Here is a 25,260-nt window from a genome sequence, read left to right as displayed (position 1 = left end):
AATAATATAAGGTTTAGTCAGTATTTGCTGACTAAACCTTATATTATTTAACATTTATTTGGGGCGGCTAACAAGCCGCCCCATTCTTATTTCCGCATAACTGCTGCCTGTCTTATTAGCATTTGGGCTTATTTTTCTGATAGATCAGTTTTAAGCCTTTCAAAAGCAGGGCATCATCAATTATCACATTTTCTGTACAATGCGGAATGATACATTTTGCAAATCCACCTGTAGCAATAACAGTCGCACTCTCTCCCAGTTCCCTGTTAATCCTCTGAATCATCCCATCAATGCAAGCTGCATTGCCATAAATCAACCCGCTTTTCATACAGTCAATCGTATTTGTGCCAATCAGTTTCTTCGGCGCTTCGACACTGATACGGGGAAGCTGAGACGTCCGGCTGGTCAGGGAATCTGAAGAGACACGAATCCCCGGAAGAATCATCCCGCCGATATAATTCTGCTTTTTATCCACCACCGAAATGGTCGTAGCCGTCCCGATATCAATAATAATCAATGGAGTTCTATATTCAGCAATTCCCGCTACTGCATTCGCTACCAGATCACTTCCAACCTGCGCCGGATTATCCATCAGTAAATTCAGTCCGGTCTTGACTCCCGGCCCGATAATGATGGCCTCCTTATCCGTAATCTTCCTTGCGGCTTCTTTTACGATATTCGTAACAGGAGGCACCACTGAAGAAATAATACAGCCCTGAACTTCCACCGCGTCCAGATGATACATTTCCAATACATTTTTAAAGCTTATTGCATATTCGAGGACAGTCCGGGTAACCTCTGTGGAAAGCCGCTCTACAAAGAGAATCTTCTCATTTTTTATACATCCGATTACGATGTTTGTATTTCCGATATCTATTGCTAAAATCATACATACTCCTTTTTCTGTAATAATCCGCACCTGTATAAATTTTCAAAACGAACGCCTCTGACCTATCCTGTTTACTGTGTCTGCCTGTACTGAAACAAAACCCGGCAGATAATGCTTACCAAAACAGCAGATACAACCGCCTCCGGAACTCCGTTCATTCCGATTATAGACAGGATAAACGTGTAAACCGCCCCTTCTGCCACGTTGTTGGCAGCCGCATAAGCTGTGCGGAAAAATACATAAATTAAATTCATCACTAACAGCGTATTCGTCAGCGCCCCCGCAATCCCGGCAGCCGCAAGGGAAAGCATCTGTTTCCCGAAAATGCGCTCAAGGCCACGGTACACATACCAGGGAACCACCCCCACCAAAATCCTTGGCACAAAGCAAATAATTACGCTCCCGATTCCGCCATGAACCTCCCCCAGTTCAAAAAAAGGGGTAAATACAAAGCTGGTTGCCGTCGGGTTCATCGTATTGTTGATAAAGCTTGTCATTCCAAATACAAATCCCAAAAATGCTCCCTTTTTCGGTCCAAGCATCAGGGAACCGATAATGACCGGTATGTGGATAATTGTTGCGCGGGTAAATCCCAAAGGAATATAGCCCAGAAACGGTGTGAACGCCAGGATGATAATCAGTGCCGCGAAAAGTGCAACCTGTACCATGCCCAGGGTCTGTGCAGTGTTTTCATGTGTTGTTGTTTTCATGTTCTTCTCTCCTTTGTTATTATTCTCATTGTTGAGATACAATACCAGGACAGTATAGCATATCTACGCGGAGAGTTCAAAATCAAATTCACCAAAACAGCTTCCTAAGCAGCGATTCTGGTGAATCTATGTATCTATTTATCCGTAAAATCCATGTATCAGTTCCGGCAGTTCGTCAAAAGTCGTCCAGATGGGAATAATACCGTGCCGTCTCCAGTAATGGTACTGGGCAAAAAGCCTGTCGATAAGTTGGATGTTTTCATACACAAAATTTTTATCTTCCAGAAGCTCCCGACGGATTTCATCTTTTTTTACCTCCGAATCCCCTCCTGCTGCTGACATTAGAAGTTCTTCCTCGTATCTCTTATCTACTTCTTCTTGATACAATTCATGAAACAAGTCGTTAAGGCAGAAAAAAATGTAATGCCTGGGCTTACATGCACAATCCACGTTCTTAATAATTCTCCGAAAATTATAATCATCTCCCGAAAATCCTATAAATGCGCAGCTCGTATCCATCAGCGCTTTGGCCTGGACAGAATTTTGCCAGCTATATGCTTTCTGCTCCATCTGATAGTAGCTATGTTCTGTCAAAATAATATGCTCAGATTCTTTGCTGAACCTATTTCTTTTAATTGACAATGCCCCGTGGGGATGATGGATATTTATCCTCTGAGAATTATCAGTTTTTCTCTCATCACAATCGCAAATCACTTGCACTTCATGGGAAGACGCGTTGGCAACTTTATCCAGACAGAACTCCAGTAAATCATCATAATTATACGTAATTACACTGCCTTTTTTCTGCTTTTTCAGCAGCTTTGCCAGACATCCCACTGCCTGATTCTTCAATTTGTTCTTAAGCTCTGTCTCTTCCATAACCGTCTGCAGGGAGTCACGCAGCAATGCTTTTAGTACCCGTTCCTGAAGCCTTCTCTTTTCCCTTTGATTCCCTCCTTCAGGTATCAGCATTTCAATATAATTCCACATATATTCTGCTGATTCCAGCATATTTACGCCTTTCCAAAAATCTTTAAACTTTCCTTGCAGTGCTTTTTCTGCTATTGAATGATATGCTGGATAACCTTTTGTCTCCTGCAGCGCCCTGTGTTTTGCGCTCTGGAAGATTCTTTCCCCTTCTTCTACCTCATGGTTTAAAGGCATTTCATTTTCTAATTCTGAAAGCCTGGCCCACATTTTAGCCAAAAGTGTTGTCCAGTTGGGAAGCCCCGCGGGCGCGCTGATTCCCGCGCCTAATATCCATGTGACGTTCTCATCTGTTACTTCTTTTTTCAGCATGTCATAATGCTTCCTATTTAGCTCATAAATATCTTTCCCCAATATTTCTTTTGTCATCAGCATCTTTACAACTCCCTTTTTTCAAGCGCCATCTGTCTCCACAAGTCATTCATTTTATCCAAAAGAAGATACATTTCCTGTGGCGACTGCATATTTGACAATCTGCTTATTTCTTTTATTTCATCGAATTTATTTGTCCGAAAAATCTTCATACAGGCATTTAAATATCCTTCAAGCTCAACTTTGCATCCCTCGTCAAATTCCTTCTGATATTCCCATAGAATCTCATCAATCCTGTCGCACAGACAGGCAGAATAGTCTTCCTTTCTGCAATACTTAAATCCCTGGGTTTTCCAGTACTTCATCTTTTCTTCAATTTTTTCCCTTTCCTGGAGGGTCAATCTTCCTTCTACCCCATAGAGCATTTTCATTTCTGAACCAAACCGAAAAGTTTCCAGCTTTGTTCTTGGAAACGCAAGCTCGATATCCCAGGTCTCATAAATAAGGCTTAAAATGAAATCTTCCATTGGAATTCCCAGTATCTGAGCCGCAATACAATCCGCATAACTTTCTTTCATAGAATCAATAAGCACAAGAATCACATCACCAACGGTCGCTATATCATTTTTATCTATGCGCACTTCCTCTGGAATAAGCACCTGATTCCCAATGTATACGTCAAATAACGCCTGAAGCACTCTTTCTTCCTCCGGATCGTATCTGTCATCTTTCTGAGCCTCCAATTTATATTCAGAAGTCTCCCTTAAAATGTTTGCTCCCGAAAATCTGATCCCCTGTGTACCCAAATACCCTATCAAATCCTCCGCAACCCGGCGCTGATATTCCATATACTTCCGGTAAGTATACGCAAAAAAAGAATTACCCGTTTTACGTTCAATAGATTGAAAAACCTCTTCCCTTCCAAGTTCCCCCATTACTGTCTGAAGGTTACTTCCGAAAAACGCGAACTCCTCCCATCCCTCGCTGGCCTCTTCCATTTTCCTGCACATTTCCTCAATAAGTTCTGTTTTTATTTCCTCCTTTCTCCGCCATACGAACTCCAGACTTTTCTTCTTCACTTCTTCCCATTCCATCGGCGAAAAACGGTTTTCCAAAGCATAAAAAACAGTTTTTCTCATATGCTCAGTAAGACTTGTTTTCAACCCATTACTTAACACCCATGCAGAATAAGAAGAAAAACTCCTTATCAAATGCCCAAACCGCTCCTCTCTTTTTCTTTCCCCGCAAAAATGCAGGCATTCATGGAGAATCCTGAACATCGTACCTTTTATATCATACAAACTCATCTCTGGCACTGTTATAATAATCAGAGAATGCCCTTCTTCATCCGCCGGGTCCATATACGAGAAAATATCACTTGCTGTCGTTACGTCACAACCTCCACTCATGATTACAAACGTATATGTTTCCTCCTGCCCCGCATTCCCTCCGCTTTTCGTTTCCATCAGCATTTGCGCTGTTTCATTAATATATTGGTTATAAAAGAATAGCAGCTTCGTTGCAGAACCGATTGACGGATGCGATAAAGACTGCCCTTCTATAAAAGAACGGTCGGATCTCTGCATGTCCGCCAGATAATCTCCTATATTTTCCCGAAAAATCCCTACCGCCGAAAGCAGCCGTTCTACCAGGATTTCTTTTACTTCTATATCTTCTGCTTCCGCCAACATCTTCATGGTTCTTTTCATATTGCACACCATAGCTTTAAACGCACTTCCAATAATCTCCTGAATATCAAAACAATGAGATTCACGTATCAAACCCAAAAAGTTTTTCATAACTGTCTGCAGTCCATTTACAAGCCGTATTGGTTTTCCATACTCTTCTACAAGCTCTGTTAAACCCTCAATTAAATCCACAAACTCCCTTTGATATTCTTCATATGCGCTATCTATTCCACTCTCCGGCACCTCAAAATATACTTTCTTTTCTACTCCCACCCGGATAGACGAACACAGATTCCTGATATATTCCGGAAACCGTTCATTGCCAGGATTGAAAAGCTTCGAATCATAAAATAGCGGTATAAAAAGACCGAACGGCATATCAGATAATATCAGGCAATCCGAATTGCCAAACATCTGATAGAGTTCTGACTGCTTTTCAATTTTACCAGGATTTTGCGCAATACATATTTTTTCCAGTTCCGCATCAAAATACTTTTGGAACTGGCCCGCTGATACACCTTCTCTGAGGTTTACACGTATAGAAAGTTTTACATTATCAAGTATCAGCTTATCCAAATTTTGCAGCCCTTCTTTTGCAAATCCTGTAATCGCATAACTATTTGACAGCACTGGATAATTCCTGTCCCCTTCTATGACCTGCGTCTCCCTCAAAATATCCAAGATGTCAATAACTTTCTGTGGATTATCACTGAGGAACAACAGTGTAAAATCCGCATATCCAATCGACGGCATAACTGCGCAGTGGACTTCTTCCACTGGAATTGCTCTCTTATCTGCAGCATCCTTGATAGAGGCTGTAATTTTATCCAATAGTTTTTCTCTTCCCGCTACAAATTGTTTGGATAAATTAATTACAGAAACTGAAATAAAAGGATATCGTTTTAACAGCTCCACACAAGAATCGTTACTGTCACGATATCCCATCTGCTCCCATATATTATAAGCAAAGCCTTGCTTCTCCAGACATTCTCTTACCTCTGGCTCTGGCATATATAATTTCAACGTGTATTTATCTTGAAAGGTATCTCCAATTATAATATTGCCGGCCCTTTCACACACACCTTTTGGCCTCAACTGATACCACTCGCGTGTGCAGTGAATATCCATCCCATCATAATGCCCAAACATCATATATTGATAATCTCTTGTATCATCCTGGCTAATACATGATATTCGTTTCTTTAAAGTAATCAGCATTCCATTAAATCCATCTGTGCTGTTCATGCTGCCACCTCCCTGTACAAATCTTTCTATCAATCAGGAAAGCCCTGCCTATAGATTTCTCCATAGCACAGGGCTGCCCTTCATGAACGTCATGTTATCATATTCCTCTGCTTACCGGACTGAAAATCCTTGTTTTCTCTGAATACTCATGCATCGGCATACGCAAATCCTTTTTAGGGGAACGCATGTTGCTCTTTTTCCCAGCAGGGGCTATATTCTCTAACCACAATTTCTTTTTATCCAACTTCTTTCCCGCCATACCTGCACCTCTTGTCTCCAATAATGCTACCATAGAAAAAACGATAGCTATACAAAATATCTATGCACATAGCTTATCCCATGTACCAAAAAATATACCATCTCTATGCTGCTTACCACCAGCATTATTGATTGCAAAGAAAGCAGGATGAATCGAAATTCAACCTGCTTGATCCCATAAAGTTTCTGCTCTTATACCAGCTCCAGAAGAACTTCCATCGCTGCGTCGCCTTTACGAAGACCAATCTTTACAATCCTGGTATAACCTCCGTTGCGGCTCGCATATTTCGGAGCGATTTCTGTGAATAACTTCTCAGCCAGATCAATTTCCTTTGTATTTCTTTTTTTGCCGGCTGCTTCCTGCGGAACTTCTTTTACTGTGTAGAGCACTTTGTTCATCTGGCGTCTTGCATGAAGCCTGGAAGGAAGATCCTTTTTGATTTCCTTCTGAACTTCGTCATAAACGGTAACTTTCTTTCCGTCCACAACTTCTTTCACTCTCTTACCATCTTTATCCTTGCGCGGTACTTTTGCAGTAACTGTAACAGTCTCGTAATTGTCTTTCTCTTTTACAGCAAGTGCAATCAGACCTTCTGCAACCTTACGGATTTCTTTTGCCTTTGCCTCTGTTGTAACAATTTTTCCATGCTGGATTAAGGAAGTTACCTGTCCTCTGATTAAAGCCTTTCTCTGGCTTGATGTTCTGCTAAGTTTTCTATAACCTGCCATGATTTTTTCCTCCATTTGTGGAACACCCGCGAATGCTCTTCGGGCTTACTTCGGGAGTGCTTTTATTCCATAATGTCTACTCGCCGCCTAAACGGAACTGCTTTCACATCTCTAAAGATGCAAATATACAGGTTTTTATTCGTCACCTGCGTTCAGCTCCAATCCAAGCTCTTTCAATTTTCCTAATACTTCTTCAAGTGATTTCCGTCCCAAGTTACGGACTTTCATCATATCTTCAGAAGTCCTGTTGCACAATTCTGCCACGGTGTTGATACCTGCCCTCTTTAAGCAGTTATAAGAACGAACAGACAGCTCCAGCTCATCAATGTTCATATCCAACACCTTGCCTTTTTCATTGTCCTCTTTCTCTATCATGACTTCTGCACATTTGGCATTCTCTGAAAGGTCAATGAACAAGTTCAGATGCTCACTCAGTACTTTCGCAGACAGGCTCACTGCCTCATCCGGCGCCAGCGTACCGTTTGTATATACATCCAGTGTCAGTTTGTCATAGTCTGTCACCTGACCGACACGGGTATTGGCAACTGTAAGGTTCACACGCTCTACCGGAGTGTAAATCGCATCTACCGCGATTACGCCGATCGGCATGTCCTCCGTCTTTCCTTTTTCTGCGCTTACATATCCCCTTCCCTTGGTAATCGTAAGCTCCATAAACAGCTTGCTGTCTACGCCGCCGTTTAAGGTAGCAATCACCTGATCCGGATTCATAATGACAATATCCTGGTCTGCCTGAATATCAGCCGCTGTTACAATCCCTTCGCCCTCAAATTCAATATAGGCAATTTTCGCCTCGTTTGTCTCACTGTTGTTCTGAATGGCCAGGGATTTAAGATTCATGATAATTTCAGTTACATCCTCTTTCACACCGGGAATGGAACTGAACTCATGCAGTACACCTTCAATCTTTACCTGGCTCACTGCTGCGCCCGGCAAAGAAGAAAGCATAATCCTGCGGAGAGAATTTCCCAGAGTTGTCCCATAGCCTCTTTCCAGCGGCTCTACAACAAATCTGCCATATTTTTTGTCTTCGGATATCTCAGAGATTTCAATTTTAGGTCTGTTAAAATCGAACACTATCAAGTCCCTCCTTTGGGTTTATATAGTTACGAGGGTTCCTACAATTTTACTTAGAATATAACTCGACAATAAGCATCTCATCCACTGGTACGTCAATCGCTTCTCTTGCCGGTGTCTCTTTTACAGTACCTCTCAGAGCCTCTAAATCGCAGTCAAGCCACTCCGGAACAAGCCTTCCTCCGGTAACTTCTACGATGTCTTTATATCTCTGCATTGATTTGCATTTCTCTTTGATTTCGATAACATCCCCAACCTTTACCAAATAAGAAGGAATGTTTACCTGCTTGCCGTTCACAAGGACATGCTTATGGTCAACAATCTGCCTTGCCTCTCTTCTTGTCCTTGCAAATCCTAAACGAAAAACAACGCTGTCCAGTCTCATCTCCAGCATAACCATCAGGTTTGTACCTGTCATGCCTGACATTCTCTCGGCTTTTTTATAATAATTTCTGAAAGGTTTCTCCAGAACGCCGTAAATAAATTTCGCTTTCTGTTTTTCTCTGAGCTGTAAACCGTACTCACTCATTTTACGGTTCGCTCTCTTCAACTCTCTTGTAGACTTCTTATCGACCCCTAAATAAACCGGGTCTAAACCAAGTGATCTGCATCTTTTAAGAACAGGAACTCTATTAACTGCCATCTTCCTAATACCTCCTCATTAGACTCTTCTACGTTTGGGCGGGCGACATCCGTTATGCGGTACAGGTGTTACGTCCCTGATACTGGTTACTTCCAGACCACACGCTGATAATGCACGGATTGCTGCTTCGCGTCCTGAACCAGGACCCTTCACGAATACGTCTACCGTTTTCAGACCATGTACTAATGCTGCCTTTGTAGCAGTCTCTGCTGCCATCTGCGCTGCATATGGAGTAGATTTCCTTGAACCTCTAAATCCCAGACCACCGGCACTTGCCCATGATAAAGCATTTCCCTCTGCATCTGTCAGGGTAACGATTGTGTTATTGAAAGATGACTGGATATGTGCCTGTCCGCGTTCAACGTTTTTCTTTATACGCTTTTTTGTCACTTTTTTGGTAACTTTTTTAGCCATTTTAAACTAACCTACTTTCTCATAATGATTACTTGTCAACTTGTTACTTATGGTTCGGTAGCTTTTTATTTCTTCTTGTTTGCAACCGTTCTCTTCGGACCTTTTCTTGTCCTTGCATTTGTCTTGGTCTTCTGTCCACGTACAGGAAGCCCTTTCCTGTGACGGATTCCCCTGTAGCATCCGATTTCCTGAAGTCTCTTGATATTCAGGGCGATTTCTCTTCTCAAATCACCCTCTACGGTATAATGCTCATCCATAACGTCACGAATTCTGGACACTTCCTCATCCGTAAGATCCCTGACACGCGTATCCGGATTCACATTTGCAGCCGCAAGAATCTTGTTTGAGCTTGCCCTGCCGATTCCGTATACATAAGTTAAACCGATTTCTACACGTTTTTCTCTTGGTAAGTCTACACCAGCAATACGAGCCATGTAATTTTCCTCCATTTTCCCGGCCGGTCCACGCAGCCCACTGCCCCGGGTGGACAGTGTCTGAAATGCCGTGCGCCCCCTGCGCCTTCATAAATATTGTCCCTAATTGAGATACCTTCAGACTGGCAGTCAAAAACGACTGCCCCCTCTTTGATATCCAGCCGCATAAATACGACCTTTCCGCACCCATGACGGTACTCATAAGTCCGGTATTTGAGCAATATATCTCGTGTAATACAACAGCAACAAAATGCAAAAGAAGCTTTACAGGCTACTTAACATTTCTCTCCGTCGCTACTCTACTATATATTGTCATCAGTATAACAACACCGCCTGGTGCGTCACACTGCAGCCGCTTTCAATTTCACAAACATAAACCTAAACGTCCGATTCGCTCCGCGCATCGGACAGCTTTTCCACGAAATGCACACATATGCATCCATTCCATATCCTATGCCTATCCCTGGCGCTGTTTGTGCTTCGGGTTTTCACAGATTACTCTGATGCTGCCCTTTCTCTTGATGATTTTGCATTTTTCGCAAATAGGTTTCACTGATGATCTAACCTTCATGGTTATGCCTCCTTTCACCATTATTGCCGCTTGTATGCAAGCATAAAAGGACACAAAAATAGCGTCCTGACACAAAGTTCGTTTACCAGTATACCACTTGCCTTTCACGAATGCAAGTACTAATTTTGAAAAATTTGCCTGAAAAAACAGGTTCCCGAAGGAGCCTGCTTTTCTTCCATAGCCTGTTATTATTTTTTCAGAACCAGATGTCTCGGCGTACCGTTTACCATCATCGGCGTCAGCTCGCCCAGAATCAGAGGACGCGCATAGTTTACATACTCCTCGCTCACATCTGTACCGTCGTTGATAATCCACTCAGCCGGAACCGGACGCTCTACGTTTGCAATTGCGTGGATATCATAGATGCTGTAACCTACCTGATACGGATTGCGCTCTTTTACGTCAATCGTAATCATCATGCCTGTCTTGCCTTCCTCTGCCGCCTGTCCAGCCAGATAACCTACGCTGAACGCTTCATTAATATCCTGAAGGGAAGCAATATGTGTAGCAGCCCTCTGCAGAGTAGAGAACTCTACGGCACGTGTCTTAAGTCCTGTAGCGCCTGCCACGATATTTGCCAGGGCTGCCGCGCAGCCTGAAAGCTGCTTATGTCCAAATGCATCCACAAAATCAGAAGCATTTCCAAGCTCACATGCAAAACGTCCGTCCGCGAGTTTCAGCCCTTCGGAAACTGCGATGACAACAGAACTCTTCTCTGCCGCAAGCTTCTTCACTCTCTCCACGAAATCATCCACATCAAAGGTAACTTCCGGCAGATAAATCATATCCGGTCCGTCACAATCCTCGCCTCTGGAAAGCGCTGCCGCTGCTGTCAGCCATCCTGCATGGCGTCCCATAATCTCTACGATCGTAACGGTCGGCTTCTCAACGCCAAAGCTCTCGTTATCGCGGATAATCTCTTTCATAGAAGTTGCAATATATTTTGCTGCGGAACCATATCCCGGACAATGGTCTGTAATCGGAAGGTCGTTGTCAATCGTCTTTGGAACGCCCATAAACCTCTGTGATTTGCCCTTCATTGCCGCATAATCGGAGAGCATCTTAATCGTATCCATAGAATCATTTCCGCCGATATAGAACAGGCACTCGATATCATATTTCTCTAAAATCTCAAAAATTTTATCGTATACTTCTTCGTTTCCTTCAATCTTCGGCAGTTTGTAACGGCAGGAGCCAAGGAAAGCTGACGGTGTCCTTTTCAGCAGTTCCACATCCTTATCATCCTTTACATACTCAGAAATATCAATCAAGTCTTCATTCAGGAAGCCCTGGATTCCGTGATGCATACCATAGATTTTCTTAACTCCTAATGCCTTTGCCGCACTGAATACGCCTGCAAGGCTGGAATTGATAACGGCTGTCGGTCCTCCTGACTGACCTACTACAATGTTCCCTTTCATTCGTTCATTCCTCCTAAAATTATATTAGTGTGTTTACCAAGCGCCCCCGTTTATGCCTGCGGCAGTCCAGGACGCCTATTGAAAAAAGTATAACAGAGAATCCCTCTTACCGCAAGCATCAATCTGGAAAAACCCGGATGAAACTATCATTCCATGCAATAAGCGCCATTCTAACGCTCATTGCACAGACAGCAGGTATTCCTGTACAGCAGTCACCGCATTCGCCCCGTCTGCCACTGCAGTGACAATCTGGCGCAGCGGTTTCTTTCGGATATCTCCTGCCGCAAAGATGCCCTTCACGCTGGAAGCACAGTCCTCGCCTGCCAAAATGTATCCGTTTTCATCTACTCCTACCAGTTCTTTAATAATCCGGGAATTTGGAATCACGCCTACTGCCACAAAGACTCCGTCCATATCCAGGCTCCTTTTTTCTCCGGTCTTCAAATTCTCCAGCCGTATGGATTCTACATGATCTTCACCGTTTATCTCCCTGACAGCAGTATCCCATATAATTTCCACATTCTCACAAGCGAAAAGGCGCTCCTGCAGGCTCTTCGCCGCCCGAAGCTCATCCCTACGGTGAATCAATACTACCTTCTCGCATCCCCGCGCCAGGAAAATCGCATCCTCAACAGCTACGTCGCCGCCGCCAACCACTGCCACTCTCCTTCCCCGGAAGAAAGCTCCGTCGCAGGTTGCGCAATAAGAAACTCCCATTCCTGCCAGCTCCTTCTCTCCCGGAACCCCCAGTTCCCTATGGGCTGCTCCCATTGCCAAAACCAATGCTTTCGCCCGATATTCCCCAGCAGAAGACTCCACCTTTTTCACTGTTTCTTCTATTATAATTTCCTCCACTTCGGCCGTAACAAATTCCGCTCCAAGCTGATCCGCATGTTCCCGAAACTTGACTCCCAATTCGTACCCATTGATTCCCGGAAGTCCCGGATAATTGTCTACCTCGTAAGTATTCACCACCTGCCCGCCGCTGATATATTCCTTTTCCAACACTACCGTAGAAAGCTTTGCCCTCTGTGCGTAAATGGCGGCCGCCAGCCCTGCCGGTCCCGAACCGATGATCAGTAAATCATATACCTTATCCATACCTCTTCTCCTTTAATGCTGCACTTTTTTTATTAATATATCATATTTTGCCGCCGTTCAACCACAGTTTCCTCAGGTTTTTTCAAAAATTATCATTACCCGGTTTCAACTTCCGGTTTGTAACAGTTCAGCCTACGGCTTCACTGTTACGGAATCCAGTCCATTAAAGTTTGCTGTTCGCAAAAGGCTGGATTCTCTGGCTGAATTTATGCATTCTCACGGACTTTGCAGCAAGTGCAAAGTCCTGGGCTGAACTGTTACTCCAATTTTCCCAGGCTCTAACAAACAATTGACAAATTGCCGTGCATCCCCTATCATATTCATAGTAATAATGATTACTATTTTTATGAAAATTGTTGAATGCAAAGTATTTTTCAAAAGAAAGGAATTGCATCCATGCCTACTTTAAAATACAGCCGGCAGAGAGAAGCCGTCAAAGAATTTCTGGCCTCCAGAATTGACCACCCCACCGCCGACACCGTTTACACAAATCTGCGTGAAAAGTTTCCTAATATCAGCCTCGGAACTGTTTATCGCAACCTTTCCCTGCTGGCTGATATGGGGGAAATTATAAAAATCACCACCGGAGACGGGGCAGACCGTTTCGACGGACGAATTACTCCGCACAATCATTTTATCTGCCGCAAATGCCATAAAGTCTCAGACCTGGAAATGGAAGGCATCGATTCCATTCTGGGTATTGCCCAAAAAAACTTTCCGGGAAAAATTGACAGCCATGTCACGAATTTTTATGGGATTTGTGGGGATTGTATTAAAAAACCATAAATTTCCGAAAATCTCTTGACGAGCCTTCGAAACTATGGTAAGTTAAATCAGTAATTATTACTGATTTTAAGTGACGGCTATTGCCGCACGAAAAAAATATATGAAAAAGGAGATTTTAATAATGGCTAAATGGGTATGTAATGTATGTGGTTATGTTGCAGAAGGAGAAGCAGCACCGGAAGTTTGTCCGGTATGTAAAGCACCTGCTTCTAAATTTACAAAACAGGCGGGAGAAAGGACTTGGGCAGCTGAGCACGTAGTAGGCGTGGCACAGGGCGTACCAGAGGACATCCTGGCTGATTTGAGGGCAAACTTCGAGGGCGAGTGCTCTGAGGTTGGTATGTACCTGGCAATGGCAAGAGTTGCTCACAGAGAAGGATATCCGGAAATCGGATTATACTGGGAGAAAGCTGCTTACGAAGAGGCAGAACACGCTGCAAAGTTTGCTGAACTGCTCGGTGAAGTCGTAACTGACAGCACAAAGAAAAACCTTGAGATGCGTGTAGATGCTGAAAACGGCGCTACTGCAGGCAAGACCGACCTGGCTAAACGTGCAAAAGCCCTGAACCTGGATGCAATCCATGACACCGTTCATGAGATGGCAAGGGATGAGGCAAGACATGGCAAGGCATTTGAGGGACTGTTAAAGAGGTACTTCGGCTAATCAAATCGCCGGATTTTGAAGGATTTTTGAAATTAAGGGAATGAATCAGAAATGGTTTGTTCCCTTTTTGATTGTCCTTTATTATACTCCTATTCTCCCTCATAAATGCCCTGTTTTCAAGCCTTTTTCCACATTTCCAATTTTACATTTACATAAAAATAGTGTAATGTAATTATACCATAATTCGTTTGATAATACTACTTTTTTGTCTGACGTATGTCTCAGCAGTTCGGATGTGTAAGGCAAACATCAATGTCCTTTTCGAGATCATTAAAAATAGGAATCCACTATTCCTCAGTGGATTCCATACAGACATGATGGCGATTTTCCTGCCATATCTATCTTCTATTTTACTTCCATTCCCAACCGCGTGCTTGATTCCACTTCAACCCCTGATTCAGGATCGTACTCTTTATAAATACTGGCTATTTTCAGCACTGTAATTTCATGCACTCCCTCTTCTTTAAAAGAAGCCTTCAGCGGGATTGTTATCTGTGTACCGGCAGACATATGAATAATTTTCTTCATCTCCCCATCCAGGGGCTTCTGCTCCCAATCTTCTAAAAGTAACAGGGCAAAATCCATATCCTCTTCTTCTGCATTCCCCACTGTAAGATAGTAATCCATTTCTTCATTTTTCTTTAAAGATTTCCTGGTAAAAATCTTATTTACCTCTTCTTTCTCTTCATGAAGCATGAAATCCGTAATATCTTCTGCTACTTCCCCCTGGACATCCACTGGTTGAAACTCTGGAATACTCTCATCATCTACGTAAATCGTACAGCGCAAATAAACTGTATTAAAATCATACGTGTCTATACGTTCATCACTCGTCAGGTTTATATCTGAATCACAGACAATAAGGAAAATAATATCATTCAAGCCTTTATGAAAAGACGAAAGCGTCACTGGTATCGGCAGCTTTTCGTTTTCTTTTATATACACATCGCATACACTTTGCCGCTTTCCATCCACATCAAATTCAATCTGCTCGCAGTTATTGAACACGAGGAGCTTGAAGTCCAGATCTTCTCCCAGAAAATTTCCTATCTGTATAAAACGTTCAAATTCCTCTCCTGATTTCAAATGATAAACTCCTTCTGTCTCTACCAGACCATCCTTCCCCATAATCGAATGCCCTAACGAATTCCCTTCGCTGATAGGCTTCGCATACTCAGATCGGTCTTCTCCCATCTTATTCTCAAACTCTGTATATTGCTTTTTAGGATAAGACAGTTTTGTAATTTCTTCTTTCCCATTCTCTATGCTGATCGTCGCCGTTTCCGGATTCTCTTTCACAGTCTTTTCTTCTTGCCGCATATCACATCCAGATACACATAAAATAAGCAGACACATAACAATGGTTGTCCTGATTTTATATTTCATGTCCAGTTTCTCCTTCCAGCCCACCTAAAGCTACTTCTCATTTCCCATTGGGGTATTTCACCATTCTATCTGTAACAGGCTCATATCCTTTATTTTTATATTGATGTCCACTCTTAAAGCACTTTACCTGGCTCAAAGGAACTTTTTCACTGACAAACTCAGAATGAGACGATGCACTTTTTTTCGTACTTTTTTTCGTCGTAGCCGTACCATTATATTGTACAATACTGGCTCTGGCATATATAGATGTTATTGCTTTAGGTTTTCCAGCATATGTAGCTGTAGAAGTTGCAGTTACACCAACTTCTGATGTTACTACAGGATACCATGTTATTTTCGAAGTATATAGCCATTGACTTGATGACGCCAACGGCACGGCCATATTGCCAATTGGGACAGGTACACTTACCTTTTCAATTTCACATTTGGGGCTTCCTTTTATTAACCCATCATTTGCTAATGCTCGAAAAGACAAACCTCCAAACATTAATGATAAAGCCACCGCCGTATACCCTATTTTCCTCAGTCTTCTTACTTTCATGATTATCAAACTTCCTACTATTTTTTGTATTATTCTGTTGTTTTTCCTTTTTTCGTATTATATATTTGCTTTCATTATTTGTCAACATTAATTATTGTATGATTTAATTCCTGAAAAAAATGCAAACCTCTCGGTCTGCATTTTTATTTATATCATAATATGATGCTATCCGCAAATCTTATCCGCCAGCGCCGCGAACTGCTCCAGGGTAAGCGCCTCTCCCCTCACCCCCGGAGGCAGTCCCAGCGCAGCAATCGCTTCTGCAATCTGCTCTTTTGACGTTGAAATCTCCGGGGAATTGTTCAGCCCATTCTGCAGCGTCTTTCTTCGCTGGTTAAAAGATGCCCGGATGATCCGGAACATCAGCGCTTCATCCTTCACGGATACTCGCGGTTCTTCATGCCGTATCAAACGTATAACTGCACTCCCTACATTTGGACGGGGCATAAAGCAGTTCGGAGGTACATTTGCCGCCAGATATGGTTCTGCATAATACTGAACTGCCAGGGAAAGCGCGCCATAGTCCTTTGTTCCCGGCTGTGCCTGCATCCGCAAAGCTACTTCCTTCTGCACCATCACCGTAATGCTTTCTATCGGCACATGGCTTTCAAACAACCCCATAATAATCGGCGTTGTAATATAATAAGGAAGATTCGCCACCACCTTTATCGGCCTTCCCCCGTTCTGCTCGCGGACAAGTTTCCCGATATCCAGCTTCAGCACATCTGCATGGATGACGTCTGCATTCTCATATTCCTCCAATGTCTCTTCCAAAATAGGAAGCAGCGCCTTATCAATTTCTACTGCTACAACCTTTCCTGCACTCTCCGCAAGGTATTGGGTCATCGTACCGATTCCCGGCCCTACTTCTAACACAAAATCTTCTTTCGTAATTTCCGCCGCCGCTATGATTTTATCCAGCACATGGGCGTCTATCAAAAAATTCTGTCCGAATTTTTTCTGAAAAACAAATTTGTATTTTTGGATGATTTCTATGGTTTTTCGGGGATTTGATAATTTCTCCATTCCTACCTCTTTCCAATCCTATACATTTCCACGGCATTTTCCCATGTCGCACGCTCCGCTTCTTCCCGTGACACGCCTTTCAAGGCGGCAATCGTATCTAACACATACGAGAGCAGGGACGACATATTTCGCTTTCCCCTAAAAGGAGCCGGAGCCAGATAAGGACAGTCTGTCTCTACCAGTATCCTGTCAAGAGGCGCGTATTCCACAACTTCTTTCAGTACCCTGGCATTTTTAAACGTAACGACTCCGCCTACTCCCAGATAATATCCCATATTCAGATAATCCCTGGCCATCTCCTTTGAACCGGAATAGCAATGAATCACCCCGCCTGTGCTGCCTGCATGTTCCTGTTTGATGATATCAAACGTATCCTTTGCCGCTTCTCGGCTATGGATATTTACCGGAAGATTTACCTCTTTTGCCATAGAGAGCTGCCGTACAAACCATTCCTGCTGCATCTTCCGTGGATTCTTATCCCAGTAATAATCCAGGCCGATTTCGCCGACTGCTACGATTTTTTCCCTGCCGCACAGTGTCCGCATCTCCTCAATCACTTCATCATTTAACTGATCCACATGGTCGGGATGAATACCCACAGCTCCATATACAAAAGGATATTTTTCTGCCAGTGCAGCCGTGTCCCGGACGCCCCTGAGACTGGCTCCTACATTTACAACGGCTCCTACTCCCGCCTGATACAGCCCGGAAACCACCTCGTCCCTGTCTTCATCGAATGCCTTATCATCGTAATGGGCATGACTGTCAAAGATCATACCTAGCACACCTCCGCGCCCGCGGGCATTTCCTTCTCCGGCACCATCAGAGACAACACACCGTCCGCATCCTCAGCACAGAGCAGCATCCCTTCTGAAAGCACTCCCGCGAGCTTCGCAGGCTTCAAGTTCACCAGTACCAGTACCTTCTTTCCAACCATCTCCTCCGCACTATAGTGGGATTTGATCCCCGATACAATCTGCTTTACCTGGCTTCCGATTTTCACCTGGGAGCAGAGCAGCTTCCTGGACTTCTTCACTTCCTCGCAGGCAATGATCTCCCCCACCTGGAACTGCAGCTTTTCGAAATCATCAAAAGTAATCTCCGGCTTTGCCTCAATATCAATCACAGGCTCCTCTGGTTTCTCTTCCTCCGGCTGACCGTAAAGCTCCTCTACCTTTGCCAGCACCTCATTCAAATCCTGGCGTACAAAAAGGATTTCCGGTTTCTCCGTCACCTTACTGCCCGATACATAATGTCCCCATGTCTCCATATCCTCAAGACTGCGTTTCTCTGCATGAAGCTGAGCAAGGATTTTTCCGGAAGTCTCTGGCATAAAAGCCTCCAGAAGCGACGCACCGATAGAAATCCCTTCCACCAGGTTATAGAGCACGGTTGACAGACGGTCTTTTTTCGCCTCATCCTTCGCCAGCGCCCAGGGCATCGTCTCATCAATATATTTATTGCAGCGTTTAAACAATGCAAAAATCTCCGTAATCGCATCTGCCACACGCAGGCCATCCATCTTTTCCGCTGCTTTCTTCGGCGTTTCAAGAGCTAGCGCTTTCAACTCTTCATCCACAGGTTCCGCCGCCCCTTTATCGGCAACTACACCGCCAAAATATTTATTTGACATAGAAATCGTGCGGTTTACCAGGTTTCCAAGCGTATTTGCCAAATCAGAATTCAAACGTTCTACCATGAGCTCCCAGGAAATCACACCGTCATTTTCAAAAGGCATCTCATGAAGCACAAAATACCTCACGGCATCCACACCGAAGAATTCTGCCAAATCATCCGCATATAACACATTCCCTTTTGACTTGCTCATCTTGCCATCCCCCTGCAGAAGCCACGGATGTCCAAACACCTGCCTCGGCAGCGGCAAATCCAGAGCCATCAAGAAAATAGGCCAGTAAATCGTGTGGAAACGGATAATATCTTTTCCAATCAGGTGCAAGTCCGCCGGCCAGTTCTTCTTAAACTGCTCCGTGCTCTCCCCCTCACACTCATAACCGATTCCTGTGATATAGTTTGTAAGGGCATCCAGCCATACATATACCACATGCCTATCGTCAAAAGATACAGGAATCCCCCATTTAAACGAAGTCCGTGACACGCACAAGTCCTGAAGCCCCGGAAGGAGGAAATTATTCATCATCTCATTTTTCCGGGACACAGGCTGGATAAACTCGGGATGCGTATTAATGTGCTCTATCAGCCTGTCGGCATATTTACTCATTTTGAAAAAATATGCTTCCTCTTTCGCTGGCTGCACCTCACGTCCACAGTCCGGGCATTTCCCGTCCACAAGCTGCGATTCCGTAAAAAAGGACTCACATGGGGTACAGTACATCCCTTCATAATGTCCTTTATAGATATCTCCCTGCTCGTACAGCTTCTTAAAAATCTTCTGTACCTGCTTCTCATGGTCAGCGTCTGTCGTACGGATAAACTTGTCATAAGAAGTATTCATCAAATCCCAAATCCTCTTAATCTCAGAAGCTACATTATCCACAAACTCTTTCGGCGTAATGCCTGCCTCTCCAGCCTTCAGCTCTATCTTCTGTCCATGCTCATCCGTCCCTGTCTGAAAAAACACATCGTATCCCTGCTGCCTTTTAAACCTTGCAATGCTGTCCGCAAGCACGATTTCATAGGTGTTTCCAATGTGGGGTTTGCCTGAAGTATACGCAATTGCCGTAGTCATATAAAACTTTTTCTTTTCCATCTTCTTTCTTCCTTTCATCAAAAAAGCCCTCTCAACATCACATTGAGAAGGCGAGTTTTCCCGCGTTACCACTTCACTTTATCCATTCCTCACGAAATGAACCTCTGCAAGTGCGAATTTCACACTCTTCCGCTGTAACAGGCGGTTCCTGTCGCAGCCTTGCCGCACACTGTGCAGTTCGGTGCGCCGCTCAGAAGCCATCTTCCACCTTTCTTCCTATATCCCTCTCAGCTATCGGGAATTCTCTGTAATATTCCAAAGGGTGTACTCTCTTCGTCTCCGCGTTTTCCTTTTCACTAAGCTAACACATCGCGCCTGGGATGTCAAGAAGGGTTTCGCAGTTCTTTTAAACTGCTGTAACTATCCCGGCGCAAATTGCGGTTTGCCGGGGAATCTGCCGCTTACCCCGGGCAGTTACGAAACCGATAGTCCCCACTCGAACTTTACTCTGCTCTTTCACCCGCCCCGTCCCTCCCAGAACCGCCGCATTTCCTCTGCGGCATTCTCCCTGGTACAGTACCGATAGTCCGCCCATTCGCGTGGAAACAGTTCAAGATACTGCCGTCTGGTAAAACGCTCATCCAACAGGAGAATGACTCCCTCGTCTTCGTCGGTGCGTATCACCCGCCCCGCAGACTGCAGAACCTTGTTCATGCCGGGATACAGATAGGCATAGGCAAAACCGTCCTGCCCCCGCCCGGCATAATAGTTTTTCAAAATCTCCCGCTCATTGCATACCTGGGGCAGCCCTGTGCCAATGATAGCCGCGCCTATCAGACGGTCATGCTTCAAGTCAATGCCCTCGCCAAAGATGCCTCCCATCACACAGAATCCCACCAGGCTCTTTTTCCCGCCACACGCAAAAGCTGCCAAAAATTCTTCTTTCTCTGCTTCTTTCATCCCGCCGCTCTGAAGCAGAACCTCAGCTTCTCCACGATTCAGTTCTCCAAAACATTCTGCTACCTCCTGCATCATCTTATATGACGGAAAAAACGCCAGGTAATTCCCTGTTCTCTGCTGTATCATCGCCTGGATATACTCCGCCATCCTCCGGTACTCCGCATATCCTCGTCTGGTATAGCGGCTGCTTACATCCGTGCCAACCAGAAGCAGCTTTTTCTCCGGCCGAAACACAGATTTGGCATACATCGTATACGGTTCTCTGTCCTCCCCCAGAAGGCTGATATAGTACTGCACCGGAAGTAACGTAGCAGAAAAGAACACGGCGCTCCTGCCTTTGTTCAGACATTCCTGAAGATTCGCAGATGGATCTACACAAAAAAGTTTCACCATAAAACGCCCATCAGATAACATTTCCGTATAAATCACATAATGTTCATCCAGCCTTTCGCACACATCCAAAAAAGTACGTACCGCAAAATACAGTTCCAGCGTTTTTTCCCTGGCTTTCCCCTGAGATACATCCTCCATAAAAGTTTCCATCTCCCCTGCCAGGCTCATCAATGCCGCGGAAAATACCGTAACATCCGGTAACACACGGTAATCCGGACATTCCCTCTTCCATTCCAGCATCCTGCGGTTACACTGTTCCAGGAGCCGTTCCAATTTCCGGCTGTAAGGTTTCACTACCCGCTTGACCTCCAGGAAATCCTCTTTCACCAATACGGCGCTGAACATTTCTCTTCCCCGTTCCACCAGGTTATGAGCCTCATCTATGAGAAAAAGATAACTACCCTTCACATTTTCTCCAAAGAACCGTTTGAGGTGTGCCCTGGGATCAAACACATAATTATAGTCACAAATAACCGCATCCACCCACCGAGACACATCCAGCGACAGTTCAAACGGACACACCTGCCATTTCTCGCTCTGCCGGACAAGAGCCTCTCTGGAAAAATCCTGACGGGTTGTCACCATATCATAAACCGCATCATTAATCCTGTCAAAATGCCCTTTGGCATAAGGACATGCCTCCGGGTTGCACTCCATCTCTTCACATCCGCAGATTTTCTCTTTGGCCGTAAGCGTCACTACTTTATAAGACAGTCCACGATCTTTTAACAGGGAAAATGCCTCCTCTGCAACGGTTCGGGTAATCGTCTTTGCCGTTAAATAAAAAATCTTTTCTCCAAGCCCCTCTCCTACGGCTTTCACTGCCGGGAAAATCGTGGAAATCGTTTTCCCCACCCCGGTAGGCGCCTGAAGAAATAGCGTCCTTTTCCGAAAAATCGTCCGGTACACGCCTGCCGCCAGCTCTTTCTGCCCCTCCCTGTAAGCAAAGGGAAATTCCATTTCCTTTATAGATGCGGTACGCTCTTTCCCCCAGCCTATCTGGTATTCACACCATTTCTTATACGCATCTATGAGCCCGTTAAACCACTCCTCCAGCTCCTGAAAACAGAAATCCGTCTGAAATCGCTTCACATCTTCTGTCTCCAGATTACAATACGTCATCTGTACACAAACCTGCTCCAGTTCCTTCTGCAGCCCATAAATATATGCATAGCACTTCGCCTGCGCCTGATGCACAGGAACAGGTTCTTCCACCAGCGCCAAATCCCGGTAAACGCCTTTGATTTCATCCACCAGCACTCCCTTGCTGTCCGTCTGTATTCCATCTGCACGTCCTTCAATTACAATCGCATACGTCCCGCAGTCTATCCTGTGCCGCAGCGGCACTTCCGCAGCATAGGACGCCCCCATCTGGCCCTGGATTTTTCGGTGAAGACGGCTTCCAATCTGCATAGCCTCCTTATCAGCCATCGTTCCCTTTCGATTGTCAATGTCCCCGCTCTGTAAAATAAATTCCACCAGATTTCGGACGGATATCCTGATTTCTTCCATGACTGCCCTTTCCTTACCGCTTGTTTCTTTCATTATAATACAAAAACAGCCAGCCCGTAAACACTTACAGACTGGCCGTTTCACAAAACTCTTATAAACTCACCTGCGGCGATGGAACTCTTTTATGCCGTTGCATATTTACTTAATACATTTTCAAACTGCATATTCTCTCCGCCGTATTTTACTGTCAGCGCACGGGTTAAATCCAGGCTCAAAACGCCCAGCATAGATTTCGCATCAATGATAATCCTGTTGCTATTATAAGAAACATCAATGTCAAAGTCACAATTCCCGGCAGCATTGACGAACTCCTTCACCTCTTCCAACTCGGTAAGCTTAATCTTCTTCTCTGTTCTCTCTGACATAGTTATTCACCCTTTCTTTACTTAAATCGAAATTCTCTTCAGCTGCCCGGCTCCGGAATTTCTGCATGTGCCAGACAGCTTCCGCATTTCTTGCCAGACATTATGCCACCGGGATTTCTATTTGTCAATCCTTTTATATCCCGGTTTGTCCCGGCATATTCGGACATTTTATCGGCTTTTTTCATGATTTTTACTAAAATATTTTTCCCGTTTTGTGCGAATTTATTCCAATAATTTTTCCAAATTTCGGTGTTGCTTTAAAATTTCGCAAAAAAATTATTTCCATTTTATCTCATTTCTGTCATAAATTCACGGAATTTCATCGGCAGGAACTGGCGCTGAAGATTCAGGTTTTTCCTTTCCTCTATTGCAATCGAACGGCAGAATCCCTTCCAGAGCTGTTCGATTTCCCTCTCTTTCTCTGATACCTTTCCTGCTTTCTCCCAATCCGGCTCTTCCCCAACGACCAGCACCCACTGCTTATACGCTTCATGCGCCAAAAACATCCGATGCGTCCTGTCATATATCAAAAAGTGTTCACAGGGGAACCTGTCCGAAAAATGCTCGCCAATCAGCGGCAGGATATGGTTCTCCGGACGGATTTCTGAAAACAATACGCCGCTCTCCAGCTCCCGGAAACGCAGAAACTGAAAGTAACGGTGCGCTTCATTCCCCGTAGTACGGGAAAGCTCAAAAACCCGGCATACGGCGGGATTCTGAAGATTCTGCATAATCGCTCCCTGCCTTCCCCCGGAAAGCCCCGCTGCCACCGTCCGGTAAATATAGTCTGCCTTTTCCCGGCTGCGCGACAAAGCTGCGCAATAAATATGATAATAATCTTCATCTCCCAGCTTTCTCCGAAGGGAATCCGCCACTTTCCCTGCCTTTTCCCCATCCGGTTCTACCTCAAGATAACGGGCAAAAAGCTCATAGTTCATATCTTCTTTCAAAGCCAGCTTCACATTCCCGTGTCCCAGCCTGCTGGCCCATGCATCATATACTCCGGTAAAAATCCCATCCGTGCTATCCTCGCACAAAAAGATTGTTTTTTCTCCCATCTATCTCGCCACCCCACAGTCGTCAAACAAATTCAACTGATGATAATGTTCCAAATCGAACGGAAGCCTCTCTTTCACACTCAGCAAATTCCTCATAATATAATCTTCCTCAATTTTTACCGGATACATCATTCTTCCCCCGCAGGTGATAAAATACAAGGCACGTTTCAGCACAACGCCCATTTTTTTCAAATCTCCAAAGCTTAATGCGCCATACCGCCGCGCCTTCACAATCCTCTGCGCCGACTTCACGCCTATTCCCGGAACCCGAAGCAGCGTCTGATAAGGCGCCCGGGTCACTTCCACCGGGAACTGCTCCAGATGCGAAAGCGCCCAATCACATTTCGGGTCCAGAAAAACATTGAAATTCGGACGCTTGGCGCTAAGCAGCTCCGACGCCTGAAAACCATAAAAACGCATCAGCCAGTCTGCCTGATACAGGCGATGCTCCCGCAGAAGCGGCGGTCCTCCCGGAAGCGCCGGAAGTTCCGAATCCTCATTTACCTGAACAAACGCAGAATAAAACACTCGCTTTAGCTGGAATTTCTGATACAAAGACTCCGCCACCGATACGATTTCAAAATCATTCTCCGGCGTCGCCCCGATAATCATCTGAGTACTCTGCCCCGCCGGAACAAACCGGGGCGCCTGCCTGTACACCATCAGTTCCTGCCTGTTCTGCTCCATCCGATTCTGTATCTGGCGCATAGGCGTCAAAATCGTGCGGCGGCTCTTATGGGGAGCCAGCTTTTTCAAACTTTCAGAAGTAGGCAGCTCCAGGTTAATGCTCATACGGTCTGCCAAAAGCCCCGTCCTGTCAATAAGCTCTTGGGGCGCCCCCGGAATCGCTTTTACATGGATATATCCCTGAAACTGACACTCATTCCTCAGCTTATACAATGTCTGATACAAAAGCTCCATAGTATACACAGGATTATGCAGAATCCCCGAACTCAAAAATAAACCTTCTATATAATTACGCCTATAAAACTCCATCGTAAGCGTGCAGACTTCCTCCGGCGTGAAAGAAGCCCTGGGCACATCATTCGAGCAGCGGTTAATACAATATTTGCAATCGAACACGCACTCATTTGTAAACAGAATCTTCAGCAGGGAAATGCATCTGCCATCCGCTGAAAAACTGTGGCAAATACCTTTTGCTACAGTATTTCCCATATGCTTACCGTCTCCCTTTCTGTCTATACCGCTGGAAGTGCACGCCACGTCATACTTTGCCGCGTCCGAAAGGATATCCAGTTTTTCATAAATGCTCATCGCTTCCTGTATCTTCATATGTTACACCTTCCAAAGAACACTCGTTTGTTTCTTTATTGTAACATATGTTCGGGTAGAATGCAAGTATTTACGAACAAAAGTTTGCACAAAAACAACAGAGCTAAAAAA

25 protein-coding genes and 1 other annotated feature are annotated in these 25,260 nt (G+C 44.6%); of the genes, 2 read left to right on the top strand and 23 right to left on the bottom strand.

Annotated elements, in window-relative coordinates:
* Positions 1 to 115 precede the first annotated feature (115 nt).
* From NFR99_RS04280 to trxB, 14 genes are all read right to left on the bottom strand, one after another.
* Positions 116 to 889 (bottom strand): type III pantothenate kinase, encoded by a 774-nt coding sequence (locus NFR99_RS04280; protein WP_120482970.1) that lies wholly within the window; start codon positions 887 to 889, stop codon positions 116 to 118.
* Positions 890 to 960: 71 nt separating this feature from the next.
* Positions 961 to 1,599 carry an ECF transporter S component gene (locus NFR99_RS04275; RefSeq protein ID WP_243126587.1) on the bottom strand — a complete coding sequence of 213 codons (639 nt, stop codon included), beginning with the start codon at positions 1,597 to 1,599 and terminating at the stop codon, positions 961 to 963.
* A 138-nt stretch (positions 1,600 to 1,737) separates the two neighbouring features.
* Entirely contained in the window at positions 1,738 to 2,961 is a 1,224-nt protein-coding gene (locus NFR99_RS04270; RefSeq protein ID WP_120482972.1) for an SIR2 family protein, read from the bottom strand.
* 2 nt (positions 2,962 to 2,963) lie between these two features.
* Positions 2,964 to 5,831 (bottom strand): hypothetical protein, encoded by a 2,868-nt coding sequence (locus tag NFR99_RS04265; protein WP_251352864.1) that lies wholly within the window; start codon positions 5,829 to 5,831, stop codon positions 2,964 to 2,966.
* A 97-nt stretch (positions 5,832 to 5,928) separates the two neighbouring features.
* Entirely contained in the window at positions 5,929 to 6,090 is a 162-nt protein-coding gene (locus NFR99_RS04260; RefSeq protein ID WP_160216367.1) for a hypothetical protein, read from the bottom strand.
* A gap of 191 nt (positions 6,091 to 6,281) precedes the next feature.
* Positions 6,282 to 6,818, bottom strand: coding sequence for a bL17 family ribosomal protein (locus NFR99_RS04255; RefSeq protein ID WP_120482976.1), 537 nt, complete (start codon positions 6,816 to 6,818; stop codon positions 6,282 to 6,284).
* Positions 6,819 to 6,953: 135 nt separating this feature from the next.
* The gene (locus NFR99_RS04250; RefSeq protein ID WP_120482978.1) at positions 6,954 to 7,913 is read right to left on the bottom strand and encodes a DNA-directed RNA polymerase subunit alpha; all 960 of its coding nucleotides are present in this window, start codon (positions 7,911 to 7,913) and stop codon (positions 6,954 to 6,956) included.
* Positions 7,914 to 7,962: 49 nt separating this feature from the next.
* Entirely contained in the window at positions 7,963 to 8,556 is a 594-nt protein-coding gene (gene rpsD / locus NFR99_RS04245; protein WP_120482980.1) for a 30S ribosomal protein S4, read from the bottom strand.
* A gap of 18 nt (positions 8,557 to 8,574) precedes the next feature.
* Positions 8,575 to 8,970: a 30S ribosomal protein S11 gene (rpsK, locus tag NFR99_RS04240; protein WP_120482982.1), complete on the bottom strand. Its 396-nt coding sequence runs from the start codon at positions 8,968 to 8,970 to the stop codon at positions 8,575 to 8,577.
* A 65-nt stretch (positions 8,971 to 9,035) separates the two neighbouring features.
* Positions 9,036 to 9,404: a 30S ribosomal protein S13 gene (gene rpsM / locus NFR99_RS04235; protein WP_120482984.1), complete on the bottom strand. Its 369-nt coding sequence runs from the start codon at positions 9,402 to 9,404 to the stop codon at positions 9,036 to 9,038.
* Positions 9,383 to 9,625, bottom strand: a complete 243-nt coding sequence (locus tag NFR99_RS04230; protein WP_251352862.1) for a hypothetical protein — start codon at positions 9,623 to 9,625, stop codon at positions 9,383 to 9,385. Before NFR99_RS04230 ends, rpsM begins: the two co-directional genes overlap by 22 nt.
* Positions 9,626 to 9,861: 236 nt before the next feature.
* A complete protein-coding gene (gene rpmJ / locus NFR99_RS04225) occupies positions 9,862 to 9,975 on the bottom strand; it encodes a 50S ribosomal protein L36 (RefSeq protein WP_003497809.1) in 114 nt (37 codons plus the stop codon).
* A gap of 188 nt (positions 9,976 to 10,163) precedes the next feature.
* The gene (locus NFR99_RS04220; RefSeq protein WP_120482988.1) at positions 10,164 to 11,396 is read right to left on the bottom strand and encodes a 6-phosphofructokinase; all 1,233 of its coding nucleotides are present in this window, start codon (positions 11,394 to 11,396) and stop codon (positions 10,164 to 10,166) included.
* Positions 11,397 to 11,573: 177 nt separating this feature from the next.
* Complete coding sequence (trxB, locus tag NFR99_RS04215; RefSeq protein ID WP_120482990.1) at positions 11,574 to 12,497, bottom strand: thioredoxin-disulfide reductase; 924 nt, start codon at positions 12,495 to 12,497, stop codon at positions 11,574 to 11,576.
* Positions 12,498 to 12,893: 396 nt separating this feature from the next.
* Here trxB and NFR99_RS04210 point away from each other — a divergent pair, with 396 nt between their 5' ends.
* Positions 12,894 to 13,283 (top strand): Fur family transcriptional regulator, encoded by a 390-nt coding sequence (locus NFR99_RS04210; RefSeq protein WP_251352860.1) that lies wholly within the window; start codon positions 12,894 to 12,896, stop codon positions 13,281 to 13,283.
* Positions 13,284 to 13,404: 121 nt separating this feature from the next.
* Positions 13,405 to 13,947, top strand: coding sequence for an NADH peroxidase (locus tag NFR99_RS04205; protein WP_120482995.1), 543 nt, complete (start codon positions 13,405 to 13,407; stop codon positions 13,945 to 13,947).
* A gap of 345 nt (positions 13,948 to 14,292) precedes the next feature.
* On the opposite strand, the gene NFR99_RS04200 is transcribed toward NFR99_RS04205, so the two are convergent.
* The 9 genes from NFR99_RS04200 to NFR99_RS04160 all read right to left on the bottom strand — a co-directional run bounded on the left by NFR99_RS04200 (position 14,293) and on the right by NFR99_RS04160 (position 25,149).
* Positions 14,293 to 15,333: a hypothetical protein gene (locus NFR99_RS04200; RefSeq protein WP_251352858.1), complete on the bottom strand. Its 1,041-nt coding sequence runs from the start codon at positions 15,331 to 15,333 to the stop codon at positions 14,293 to 14,295.
* 37 nt (positions 15,334 to 15,370) lie between these two features.
* A complete protein-coding gene (locus NFR99_RS04195; protein WP_120482999.1) occupies positions 15,371 to 15,874 on the bottom strand; it encodes a hypothetical protein in 504 nt (167 codons plus the stop codon).
* A 165-nt stretch (positions 15,875 to 16,039) separates the two neighbouring features.
* Positions 16,040 to 16,900: a 16S rRNA (adenine(1518)-N(6)/adenine(1519)-N(6))-dimethyltransferase RsmA gene (gene rsmA / locus NFR99_RS04190; protein ID WP_120483001.1), complete on the bottom strand. Its 861-nt coding sequence runs from the start codon at positions 16,898 to 16,900 to the stop codon at positions 16,040 to 16,042.
* A gap of 2 nt (positions 16,901 to 16,902) precedes the next feature.
* Positions 16,903 to 17,676, bottom strand: coding sequence for a TatD family hydrolase (locus tag NFR99_RS04185; protein ID WP_135975550.1), 774 nt, complete (start codon positions 17,674 to 17,676; stop codon positions 16,903 to 16,905).
* Positions 17,677 to 17,678: 2 nt separating this feature from the next.
* Positions 17,679 to 19,646: a methionine--tRNA ligase gene (gene metG / locus NFR99_RS04180; protein WP_277613450.1), complete on the bottom strand. Its 1,968-nt coding sequence runs from the start codon at positions 19,644 to 19,646 to the stop codon at positions 17,679 to 17,681.
* Positions 19,647 to 19,671: 25 nt separating this feature from the next.
* Positions 19,672 to 19,917, bottom strand: a binding site (T-box leader).
* A gap of 167 nt (positions 19,918 to 20,084) precedes the next feature.
* Positions 20,085 to 22,433: an ATP-dependent DNA helicase gene (locus NFR99_RS04175; RefSeq protein ID WP_251352841.1), complete on the bottom strand. Its 2,349-nt coding sequence runs from the start codon at positions 22,431 to 22,433 to the stop codon at positions 20,085 to 20,087.
* Positions 22,434 to 22,555: 122 nt separating this feature from the next.
* On the bottom strand, positions 22,556 to 22,798 hold the full coding sequence (locus NFR99_RS04170; RefSeq protein ID WP_120483008.1) for an HPr family phosphocarrier protein: 243 nt from the start codon (positions 22,796 to 22,798) through the stop codon (positions 22,556 to 22,558).
* Positions 22,799 to 23,085: 287 nt separating this feature from the next.
* Entirely contained in the window at positions 23,086 to 23,856 is a 771-nt protein-coding gene (locus tag NFR99_RS04165; RefSeq protein ID WP_135975552.1) for a TIGR03915 family putative DNA repair protein, read from the bottom strand.
* Positions 23,857 to 25,149, bottom strand: a complete 1,293-nt coding sequence (locus NFR99_RS04160) for a putative DNA modification/repair radical SAM protein (protein ID WP_120483012.1) — start codon at positions 25,147 to 25,149, stop codon at positions 23,857 to 23,859.
* Positions 25,150 to 25,260: the final 111 nt, after the last annotated feature.

This window comes from Hominisplanchenecus murintestinalis (assembly GCF_943193015.1).
Classification (GTDB): Bacteria; Bacillota; Clostridia; order Lachnospirales; family Lachnospiraceae; genus Hominisplanchenecus_A; species Hominisplanchenecus_A murintestinalis.
Note: the sequence above shows the minus strand (reverse complement) of the source record. Positions and strands in the feature narration are given on the sequence as shown.